The sequence below is a fragment of the Stenotrophomonas sp. 05L414_2 genome (assembly GCF_056397905.1).
The window spans coordinates 1-10,177 of sequence record NZ_JBFTOJ010000154.1; the positions used below are offsets into that span (position 1 = coordinate 1).

Below are 10,177 nucleotides of genomic sequence, written 5' to 3' on the forward strand. Positions count from 1 at the left end.
ACCCTGCTGGCCGATGCGCCGGTGGAGATCACCAACACCCTGCTGGCCGATGCGCCGGTGGARATCACCAACGTGCCGCATCTGCACGATGTGGTCACCACGGTGAAGCTGCTGGGCGAACTGGGCGCGAACGTGACCATCGACCAGGGCACGCTCTCGCGTGGCAGCGCGATCGTGGTCGACCCGCGTCCGGTCAACCAGCATGTGGCTCCGTATGAACTGGTCAGGACCATGCGCGCCTCGATCCTGGTGCTGGGCCCGCTGCTGGCCCGCTTCGGCGCGGCCGAAGTATCGCTGCCCGGCGGCTGCGCGATCGGTTCGCGCCCGGTCGACCAGCACATCAAGGGCCTGCAGGCACTCGGTGCCGACATCGTGGTCGAGAACGGCTTCATCAAGGCCACCGCCAAGCGCCTGAAGGGTGGCCACTTCACCTTCGACATGGTCAGCGTGACCGGTACCGAGAACGTGCTGATGGCCGCAGTGCTGGCCGAAGGCACCACCATCCTCGACAACGCGGCGATGGAACCGGAAGTCACCGACCTGGCGCATTGCCTGATCGCTCTCGGCGCGAAGATCGAAGGCCTGGGCACCGCCCGCCTGGTCATCGAAGGCGTCGAACGCCTGTCCGGTGGCCGCCATGAAGTGCTGCCCGACCGCATCGAAACCGGCACCTTCCTGGTGGCCGCAGCGATGACCGGTGGCAAGGTCACCGTCAACCGTGCGCGCCCGAACACCATGGACGCGGTGCTGGCCAAGCTGGTGGAAGCCGGCGCGACCATCGAGACCACCGAAGACAGCATCACCCTGGACATGCACGGCAAGCGGCCGAAGGCAGTCAACCTGACCACCGCGCCGTATCCGGCGTTCCCGACCGACATGCAGGCGCAGTTCATGGCGCTCAACTGCGTGGCCGACGGCGTGGGCGTGATCAATGAAACGATCTTCGAGAACCGTTTCATGCACGTCAACGAGCTGCTGCGCCTCGGCGCGGATGTGCAGGTGGAAGGCCACACGGCCATCGTGCGTGGTCACGAGCGCCTGAGCGGTGCACCGGTGATGGCAACCGACCTGCGCGCGTCCGCGTCGCTGATCCTGGCCGGCTTGATGGCCGATGGCGATACCACCATCGATCGCATCTACCACCTTGATCGCGGCTACGAAAACATCGAAGAAAAGCTGTCTTCGCTCGGCGCCACCATCCGGCGCGTGGCCGCATGATCCTGCGCGGCAGGTTCAGCCGTCGCCGCAAGGCGCTGCTGGTGCTGGTGCTGATCGTGCTGGCGTGGCTGGGCTATGCCTGGTACGCCAACATCRCCATCACCAAGGGCATCGAGCAGAAGGACATGGACTGGAATGGCGACGGCACGGTAAGCCGTGACGAGATCATCCAGTCGTTCTACGCGGTTGCGGTGAACGACAGCCAGGACGGCAACCGCCATTGCCGCACGTTCGTGCGCCGATCCACGGGCGAGCAGATCCGGGTCGACTGCCGCACCGAGTTCAAGCCGGCGGAAGAAACGAAGAAATGAAAAAACGCCCGCGAAAGCGGGCGTTTTTGTGTGCGGGGCATGAATCCACGCATGGCGTGGATCGACGTTGGGCGGTAGCGCCGGGCCATGCCCGGCGAGCGCGCAGCGCGGTCGGTCAGTTCATCGCCTTGATGGTCAGGTCCAGCGCATCGCGGCCGCTCTCACGCTGCAGCATGCGCGCCGGCACCGGGAACTCCGGCACGATCCAGGCGATCAGCTCCTTGTTGCCGTCGGTGCGCGAGACCTTGGTGGCCTCGTAGCTCTTGCCGCCGACGGTGACCGATTCCTTGCCCACCACGCGGTAGGTCATGTTCTTGATGCGGCCTTCGTCGACCATGCGATAGGTCAGCGGCTTGCCGGCGGCCAGGTCGCGGGCGATGGCCAGGTTGATCAGCAGCGCGTCCATGTCGCCGGCCTTCAGGGCGATCGGTCCGGCACGGTCCGGCTTGATGTCGCCGGTCCAGGTGGCCTGGTTGCTGGTCCAGTTGTAGTTGGCCTGCACATTGCGCTTCTTCACCAGCAGCGCAGAGCGGTCCTGGCTGCTGAGCGGGCGCAACTGCCCACGCACTTCCTCGAACACGGTGGTCTGGCTCAGGTCCGCCAGCTGGTTCTTGACCTGCAGGCTGTAACGCCACTTGTTGGTGCCTTCGCTGGCCAGGGTCATGCTGCCATTGGCCTGCATGCCCATGTAGCTGGCGAGGTAGTCGGCCTTGAACGGCTGCAGGGCCATGGCCGGCAGGCTGGCCACCGACAGTGCGGCAGCGGCGATCCAGGTCAGGGGGCGGGTCAGGGTGTTCATGCTCAGACTCCTTGGTATTCGATCAGGCGCAGATCGACGCGATCTTCGCCGTCTTCACGTTGCAGGATGCGCACCGGGGTGGGGACACCGTTGGCGATCCAGAGAATGGTTTCATTGTTGCCGCCGTTGGTGCGATACACCCGCAGCGCGTTGTAGGACAGGTCGCCGACCTCGACGTTCTCGGTCTGCGCCGCGGCCTGGTAATCGTGCTGGCGCACCTTGCCCATGTCGACGTAGCGATAGTGCATGGCCGCGCCGGGACGGGCGTCGCGCATGATCGCCAGGTTGATCAGCAACGCGCTCTGGTCGCCGGCCTGCAGTGGAATCGGCTGGGCGCGCTTCTTTTCCACGTCGCCGCTCCATTGCGCGGTACCGGCCTGCCAGTTGTAGGTGCCGACCGCCTTCTTGCCCAGGAACAGGCCCTTGCGCACCGTGCTCTGGCTGAGCGGCGCATACACACCGCTGCGCTCCTCGAACACCGTGCTCTGCTCGATGTTCAGGCCGAGCACGCTGGCAAAGCCGCGGCGGCCGACCACCTGCATGTCCACCCGCCACTGGCTGCCGCCGGTGTGGGTGACCTGCATGGTCGCATCGCCTGCTTCCTTGCCCTTGAAGAACGCCTGGTAGGTCGCGCTGAACGGCTGCAGCGGCGGCGGCTCCCAGGCCAGTGCAGGCAACACCGGCGGCGCCACCTCCGCAGTTGCCTGCGCAGCGGGCGCTGTTGCCTGGCCCCAGCCCGCACAGGCGAGGACGGCAAGCGGCAGCAGCAGAGTTGTACGCAGCAGGGACGTGGTCTTCATGGCCGACAGGAACCGCAGGAGGGGAGCAGGATGCCAGCCCCGCAGTCAGCGGGGCGTGTGCACGGGCGTTACCGGTTCAGGTTTCCGGCGGAATCTAGAGCCAAGGGGCTAAACAGGGGGTGACCGTCGAACATCGGCCGGCCTTCCCGTTCAGCCAGGCGGCCTGCACAGAGCAGTTCCAGGGTGGCGATCAGCAGCGGATGCTCCACCGCAAGCACGCGTTCGGCCAGGGTCTGCGCATCGTCGCCGGCAAGCACCGGAACCCGGGCCTGCGCCAGCACCGCGCCGGCATCCAGTTCCGGCACCACCAGGTGCACGCTGGCGCCGTGCTCGCTATCGCCGGCCTCAAGCGCCCGTGCATGGGTGTGCAGGCCCTTGTGCAACGGCAGCAGCGAGGGGTGGATGTTGACCAGGCGGCCAGTGAACCGCTGTACGAAATCGGCGCCCAGAATGCGCATGTAGCCGGCGCAGACGATCCAGTCCGGCGTGGATGCTGCCAGCGCATCACCCAGCGCCTGCTCGTAGGCGGCGCGGTTGCTGAATTCCTTCGGCGCATGCCCCCAGCGCCGATCCGTTGCCACCCGCTCCAGGGCGGTCGCATCGGGACGATCGGAGAACACGCCGACAATCTCGGCCTGTAGTCGCCCTGCCGCGATGGCGTCGACAATGGCCTGCAGGTTGCTGCCGCGCCCGGATGCCAGCACGGCGATTCGGCGGATGCTCATCGCACCACGCTCCGGCGTACCAGCGGCCACAGCAACAGGCTGCCCAGGGTCGCCAGCAGCATGTCCGCATGCGCGTCCCACATGTCGCCCTGCTGGCCGTTGTAGGCCTCGGCCGCTTCCGGCGACAGGGCAAGGGCGATGCCCCATTCCAGCCACTCATACACCAGGCTGGAACACATCACCGCCATCACCGCCAGGGTGAATGCCTGGCCGATGCGCAGCGCAGGCCAGGAATGTCGCGCCAGCTGCAGCAATGCGGGGGTGAAGCAGACGCCATAGAGGAAGTGGATCAGGCGATCGAAGTGGTTGCGCTGCCAGCCAAAGGCGGCGTCCGGCGACCACCCGAGCAGCGACTGCAGCCATGCGTCATACGGGACGTTGGAGTACAGCCAGCGCGCGGCCACGCAGTGGATGGCGATGAAGCCGCAGATGGCGATGAACGCGCCGTTGCCCAGCTGCCAGCGCCGGTCCACCCACCACAGGGCCAGCAGGCCGATCACCGTCAGCGAACTGTGCAGGGTCTGCTCGAGCGGCCACAGCGGATGGATCCAGGTGGCGGCGAAGATGCCCAGCACCGCGACCAGTGCGGCCTTCTTCGGTGCCGACAGGGAGTGGGTGGCGCGGTTGCGGGCGAGCGTGGAGGCAGCGGGCGTGGACATGTCGGGGCGATCAGCAGAAGAGACGGAACATGCGCTTGCCAGCTCAGACGCTGACGTGGTCGCCGCGGTCGAACAGGGCGGCGATCTCCGGCTTGCGCAGGAAATACACCGCGTAGGCGGTCAGGGCCATGCCCAGTGGGCCGGCCATCACCGCTGCCCAGGCCGCGCCGCGACACCAGGCCAGATGGCTGCGCTGGCCAAGCAGCCGCGCGGTGCGCAGCTGCAGGAAGCCCAAGCCGATGGCCAGCAGCGACACCGCGCCGTACACCGTCGCCAGCACCGCGCCGTCGTCCATTCCGCGTTCGAAGGCGACGATGCCGACAAAGCCGAGGAAGACCAGCGCTGCCAGCCAATGGAAGCCGGCCAGCGCGTAGAACAGGATCTTCAGGTTGTGCAGGTGGCTTGCGGTCTGCAGGTCGGCCAGGGTCTGCCGTGGCAGCGGCGGGGGGTTCATGCCATCGCTCATGCCACACCCGCCTGGCCAGCGAAGGCGGCTTTCACCTGCGGGCGCAGCAGCACGACCAGGGTGAACACGCCGAGGATGGTGCCGATGGGGGTGAACAGGCACGCCAGCCCCGCCACGATCATGCACAGCAGGTAGCGGCGCTGCCGTGACAGGCAGCGGCCGGCATAGGCCACGAAGCCTGCCAGGGTCAGCCCGCCGAGCACGATGCAGACGCCCATCACGGTGAACAGCCAGCCGACGAACTGCTGCTCTTCCGGCGATGACGGTTCACCGCCGGATTTCATCGGCAGCGAGCCGGACAGCATGGCGATGCCCAGCACGATGTGCAGCACGAAGACCAGCGAGAACACCGCCATCAGGCCAGCGACCACATAGTGGCCGATCGCCAGCTGGCGTAGCTGGGTGGCGTCCTGCGGGCCGAACACCGGCACGGCCGGGTTCGGCGGCAGCACCGGCGGAGCCGGCGGCGTCGACAAGGGAGGAGGTGCGTCCATGCGGGTTCCTTTGTCCAGTGGATCAGGCGATGTGGACGCGTTCGCCGCCCTGGGCGGTGACCACTTGGCCGATCGTCCAGTGCTCCAGGCCTTCCGCCTTGACCGCAGCGGATACGGCCTCGAGCTGGTCGGCAGCGACGATCAGCACGAAGCCGATGCCGCAGTTGAAGGTGCGCCACATCTCGCTGTCTGCCACCGCGCCTTCCTTCTGCAGCCACTGGAACACCGGCGGCAGGGTCCACGACGAGGCCTGGATGTCCAGGCCGAGGCCTTCGGGCACCACGCGGATGATGTTCTCGGTCAGGCCGCCACCGGTGATGTGGGCCATGCCGTGGATGGCATCGCCGTGCGACTTCAGCAGCGACAGGATCGGCTTGACGTACAGGCGGGTGGGGGCCATCAGCGCATCGACCAGCTTGACCCCGCCTTCCAGTTCCAGCTCGGCCGGGCGGCCGGCGCGGTCATAGATGCGACGGACCAGCGAATAGCCGTTGGAGTGCGGGCCGGACGAGGCGATGCCGATCAGCACGTCGCCGGCGGTGACATTGGCGCCGTCCTTCAGTTCGCTCTTTTCGACGGCCGCGACGGTGAARCCGGCCAGGTCGTACTCGCCCGGCGCGTACATGTCGGGCATCTCGGCGGTTTCGCCGCCGATCAGGGCGCAGCCGGCCTCGGTACAGCCATTGGCGATGCCGCCCACGACCGCGGCGGCGGTGTCGATGTCCAGCTTGCCGGTGGCGAAGTAGTCCAGGAAGAACAAGGGCTCGGCGCCCTGCACCAGCACGTCGTTCACGCACATGSCGACCAGGTCGATGCCGATSGTRTCGTGGCGGYYCAGCTGSTGGGCCAGCTTCARCTTGGTGCCSACGCCGTCGGTRCCSGASACCAGCACCGGCTCSCKGTACTTGYYSGACAGGTCGAACAGGGCGCCGAAGCCACCCAGGCCGCCCATCACCTCCGGACGGAAGCTGCGCTTGACCAGGGGCTTGATCCGCTCGACCAGTTCGTTGCCGGCGTCGATGTCGACACCCGCGTCACGGTAGGTGAGAGGAGAAGGGGCGGAAGACGGGCTGTTGGTCACGGGCGTCGGCGCTGGCAGGGGTTGAATCGCCGATTTTAACAGGCCGCATTGGCGCAAAGGCCGTATTCGGGCAACAATTCCCCCCGGATACGTCGAGCCAATGGATGTCCTGATGCGCCGCAGCCTGTTTTTGACCCTGCTCCTTGCGCTGTGCCTGCCGGTGGCCACGATGGCCCAGAGCGGCATGCGAACCGAGGGGGATGTTGCCACTGCCAGTGGTGCGTACGAGGCCGAAGTGCCCGTCAACAGCCAAGCCGAGGCTGACCGCAACGGTGCACTTGCCCGCGCGTTGAGCGTTGTACTGGGCAAATTGTCCGGCGATCGCAGCGTCATGTCGCGCCCCGGCGTGGCGCAGGCGTTGCGCAATGCCAAGGACTACGTTGCCAGCTACGACTACAAGCAGGACCAGAGCGTGGGCGCCAGCGGTGCGCCGAGCTTCCGTACCCTGCTGGTCGCGCGCTTCCGCGAGGATGACGTGGACGGGCTGGTGTCGGCCCTGGGCCTTCCGCTGTGGCCTCAGCCCCGGCCGAAGCCGGTGCTGTGGCTGGCCGTCGACGACGGCAGTGGTCCGCGCCTGGTCAGCGTGCAGCAGGCCAACGCTGCGCGGCCGCTGCTGAGCCGGGCCATCGAGCGCGGCTACAAGCTCGGCCTGCCCAGTGGTGGCGCCGCCGAGCAGGCCCTGGCCGGTGCCATCTGGCGCCAGGACAGCGCCGCAGTCGCGCGGGCCTCGTCGCGCTATTCGCCGCCGATGCAGCTGATCGGCAAGCTTTACCGCGCCAATGGCGGCTGGCAGGCGGACTGGGTGTTCGTCGACAACGGCCGGGAACTGAACAAGTGGACCAGCAAGGACGCCAACGCCATGCGCGCGATGGCCGCCGGTGCCGATGGCGCTGCCGACGCGCTGGTCAAGCGTTATGCAAAGGCCGGTGCGGCCACCGGCCAGGCGGGCACCTACCGCGTGGTGGTGACCGGCATCAACAGCGCCGACGAATACCTGCGCCTGGCCGCCGGCCTGCGTGAAGTTGCGGTGGTGCGCAACGTCACCCCGCTGCGCGCGACCGCCGACCACCTGGAACTGAATCTGGAAATGACCACCGGCCTGGCCGGCTTCAACCGCATGCTCGGCGACAACGGCGTGCTGGTGCCGTCGGCGACACTGCCGGCCCTGCCGACGCCGATCGACGATACGACCGGTGCACCGGCACCGGCGCCGGTCAGCAATGAGTACCGCCTGCGATGATCCTGTCCCCGGAAGCGGAAATCGCGCAGTTCCTGCGGCGGCTGAAGTTCATCCTGCTGGCCGGCCTGATCGGCTGGGTCGTGTGGCTGCTGGCGCCGATCCTGACGCCGTTCGTGCTGGCGCTGGCGCTGGCCTGGCTGGGCGATCCGCTGGTGGACCGCATCGAGGACACCGGCCGCTCGCGCATGACCGGCGTGGTGCTGGTGTTCGTGGCAATGGTGCTGGTGATCGTCGCGCTGCTGCTGGTGCTGGTGCCGATGATCGAGCGCCAGATCAGCACCCTGATCGCCGCGGCCCCGCAGGCGCAGGCCTGGCTGATGGAGAAGGGCATTCCCTGGTTCGAGCAGAAGACCGGGCTGGAAGTGATGCAGTGGATGGATCCGGACCGTGTGATCGAATGGGTGCGCAGCCATTGGCAGCAGGCCGGCGGGTTCGCCACGACCTTCATGGGCTACGTATCGCGCTCGGGCTTCACGGTGGTGACCTGGGTGGTCAACCTGTTGCTGCTGCCGATCCTGGCGTTCTACTTCCTGCGTGACTGGGACAAGCTGGTCGAACGCGTGGCATCGGTGATCCCGCGCAACCAGATCGGCACGATCACCACCCTGGCACGTGAATCCAACGAGGTGCTCGGCGCCTTCATCCGCGGGCAGTTCCTGGTGATGCTGGCGCTGGGCGTGATCTACGCCGGTGGCCTGTCGCTGGTCGGGCTCAAGCTGGGCCTGCTGATCGGCCTGATCGCCGGCCTGATCAGCTTCATTCCCTACCTGGGCGCGACCACCGGCATCCTGATGGCGATCGTGGCTGCGCTGGTACAGGCGCAGGGGTTCGACCTGAAACTGCTGATTCTGGTGGGCGTGGTGTTCACCGTTGGCCAGCTGCTGGAGAGCTACGTGCTGACCCCGCGCATCGTCGGCGACAAGATCGGCCTGCACCCGGTGGCGGTGATCTTCGCGGTGATGGCAGGCGGCCAGCTGTTCGGCTTCCTGGGCATGCTGCTGGCGCTGCCGGTGGCGGCGGTCAGCAATGTGCTGTTGCGCTATGCGCACCAGCGTTACCGCCAGAGTGAGCTATACGCCGGCGAGAAGCCCGCGATCGTGCTTGATGGTGTGATCGACCAGCCCCATATCATCGTGCCTGGCAATGACAAGGGTCCGGAACTGAAGTGATTGGTGTGCCGCAACTTCCGCTGGCCCTGCATTACCCGCGGGACCAGCGGCTGGAAAGCTTCATCGGCGCGCCGGACGGCGCGCTGGCGCAGCTGCATGCCATCGCGGTGGGGGCCAGCCACGACTGGGTGTACCTGGAAGGCGCGGCCGGCACCGGCAAGACCCACCAGGCGCTGGCGATGTGCTCCAGCGCCGAGCAGGCCGGGCGCCTGCCGACCTATGTGCCGCTGGCCAGCGTGGTCGGCCGGGTGCGGGTGGCGCTGGAAGGGCTTGAGCAGCGCGAGCTGGTGGCGCTGGATGGCCTGGATGCGGTGGCAGGCAATCGTGAGGATGAAATCGCGCTGTTCGATTTCCACAACCGCGCGCGCGCTGCCGACGTGACGGTGTTGTACACCGCACAGAAGTCGCCGGGCGAACTGGGCCTGGTGCTGCCGGACCTGCGTTCGCGCCTGGGCCAATGCGTGCGCGTGCTGTTGCAGCCGCTGGACGAGGAAGGCCGCGCGGCGGTGTTGCGCGAGCGCGCGCTGCGCAGAGGGCTGGCGATCGACGAGGCCGCCATCGAGTGGCTGCTGTCGCACACCGGTCGCGAGCTGGGTGGTCTGATCACGTTGCTGGACTGGCTGGATCGCGAATCGCTGGCGGCGAAGCGGCGGATTACCGTGCCGTTCCTGCGCCAGGTGCTGGAAGAAGGCCGTCCTCGTTACTGAGGGGTGTGGTTCGGCAGGGCTGCGCCCTGCACCCGCCGAAGCCAGGGCAACGTCAACGTCAACAGCAAAAGCTCGCTATCCGTGGGATGGCGGGGTGGCTCAGGTTGCGGGGGACGGCGCAAGTACGTCCCTGTAGCCTCGGTCGCGCCATCCATGGCGCTCACGCCCCCGCAACCTGAGCCACCCCGCCTTCGACAGGTTCCCGCGATCTGCCGTGTCGGCGTTCTGCACTGCTGTTGGTGGGTGTCGACCCTGGTCGACACGTGTCTTGCTTGTAGTGGGTGACGACCGTTGGTCGTCACAAGAGCGAAGCGACCCGCTTCTGCTTTTCCTTTTTCTTTTTCGTGGCTGGACGCGCACGGAATTTGTCAGAGGTCGTTGGCGCCATGGATGGCGACAAGTAGATCCACGCCATGCGTGGATGAGACTTTCCGGGGAAGGACTGCCTTGGATCCGACGTTCTCTGCTTGTGGTGGGTGACGACCGTTGGTCGTCACCAGAGCGAAGC

Annotated in this window: 12 protein-coding genes; 5 read left to right on the plus strand and 7 right to left on the minus strand. The window is 67.0% G+C overall.

Annotated features, from left to right (window positions below):
- The first annotated feature begins 3 nt into the window (after window positions 1–3).
- Window positions 4–1,218 (plus strand): UDP-N-acetylglucosamine 1-carboxyvinyltransferase, encoded by a 1,215-nt coding sequence (gene murA / locus AC1DJN_RS17610; protein ID WP_478039621.1) that lies wholly within the window; start codon window positions 4–6, stop codon window positions 1,216–1,218.
- The gene (locus AC1DJN_RS17615) at window positions 1,215–1,529 is read left to right on the plus strand and encodes an EF-hand domain-containing protein (RefSeq protein WP_478039617.1); all 315 of its coding nucleotides are present in this window, start codon (window positions 1,215–1,217) and stop codon (window positions 1,527–1,529) included. The genes murA and AC1DJN_RS17615 overlap by 4 nt, the downstream gene beginning before the upstream one ends.
- A 115-nt stretch (window positions 1,530–1,644) precedes the next feature.
- On the opposite strand, the gene AC1DJN_RS17620 is transcribed toward AC1DJN_RS17615, so the two are convergent.
- The 7 genes from AC1DJN_RS17620 to purM all read right to left on the minus strand — a co-directional run bounded on the left by AC1DJN_RS17620 (window position 1,645) and on the right by purM (window position 6,553).
- On the minus strand, window positions 1,645–2,328 hold the full coding sequence (locus tag AC1DJN_RS17620; RefSeq protein ID WP_032977526.1) for a DUF3108 domain-containing protein: 684 nt from the start codon (window positions 2,326–2,328) through the stop codon (window positions 1,645–1,647).
- A gap of 2 nt (window positions 2,329–2,330) precedes the next feature.
- Window positions 2,331–3,128: a DUF3108 domain-containing protein gene (locus AC1DJN_RS17625; protein WP_442252319.1), complete on the minus strand. Its 798-nt coding sequence runs from the start codon at window positions 3,126–3,128 to the stop codon at window positions 2,331–2,333.
- A 68-nt stretch (window positions 3,129–3,196) separates the two neighbouring features.
- Complete coding sequence (gene purN, locus AC1DJN_RS17630) at window positions 3,197–3,853, minus strand: phosphoribosylglycinamide formyltransferase (RefSeq protein WP_442252320.1); 657 nt, start codon at window positions 3,851–3,853, stop codon at window positions 3,197–3,199.
- Window positions 3,850–4,461 (minus strand): DUF2238 domain-containing protein, encoded by a 612-nt coding sequence (locus tag AC1DJN_RS17635; RefSeq protein WP_170919604.1) that lies wholly within the window; start codon window positions 4,459–4,461, stop codon window positions 3,850–3,852. The genes purN and AC1DJN_RS17635 overlap by 4 nt, the downstream gene beginning before the upstream one ends.
- A gap of 94 nt (window positions 4,462–4,555) precedes the next feature.
- Complete coding sequence (locus tag AC1DJN_RS17640; protein WP_025874007.1) at window positions 4,556–4,978, minus strand: hypothetical protein; 423 nt, start codon at window positions 4,976–4,978, stop codon at window positions 4,556–4,558.
- Window positions 4,975–5,472, minus strand: coding sequence for a hypothetical protein (locus AC1DJN_RS17645; protein ID WP_105163572.1), 498 nt, complete (start codon window positions 5,470–5,472; stop codon window positions 4,975–4,977). Before AC1DJN_RS17645 ends, AC1DJN_RS17640 begins: the two co-directional genes overlap by 4 nt.
- 22 nt (window positions 5,473–5,494) lie before the next feature.
- Window positions 5,495–6,553 carry a phosphoribosylformylglycinamidine cyclo-ligase gene (gene purM, locus AC1DJN_RS17650; RefSeq protein WP_478039619.1) on the minus strand — a complete coding sequence of 353 codons (1,059 nt, stop codon included), beginning with the start codon at window positions 6,551–6,553 and terminating at the stop codon, window positions 5,495–5,497.
- A gap of 112 nt (window positions 6,554–6,665) precedes the next feature.
- Here purM and AC1DJN_RS17655 point away from each other — a divergent pair, with 112 nt between their 5' ends.
- The 3 genes from AC1DJN_RS17655 to hda are packed head-to-tail and all read left to right on the plus strand — an operon-like array spanning window position 6,666 to window position 9,669.
- The gene (locus AC1DJN_RS17655) at window positions 6,666–7,793 is read left to right on the plus strand and encodes a DUF2066 domain-containing protein (protein ID WP_223482051.1); all 1,128 of its coding nucleotides are present in this window, start codon (window positions 6,666–6,668) and stop codon (window positions 7,791–7,793) included.
- On the plus strand, window positions 7,790–8,962 hold the full coding sequence (locus AC1DJN_RS17660) for an AI-2E family transporter (RefSeq protein ID WP_080149494.1): 1,173 nt from the start codon (window positions 7,790–7,792) through the stop codon (window positions 8,960–8,962). Before AC1DJN_RS17655 ends, AC1DJN_RS17660 begins: the two co-directional genes overlap by 4 nt.
- Window positions 8,962–9,669 (plus strand): DnaA regulatory inactivator Hda, encoded by a 708-nt coding sequence (gene hda, locus AC1DJN_RS17665; protein WP_032977533.1) that lies wholly within the window; start codon window positions 8,962–8,964, stop codon window positions 9,667–9,669. The genes AC1DJN_RS17660 and hda overlap by 1 nt, the downstream gene beginning before the upstream one ends.
- Window positions 9,670–10,177: the final 508 nt, after the last annotated feature.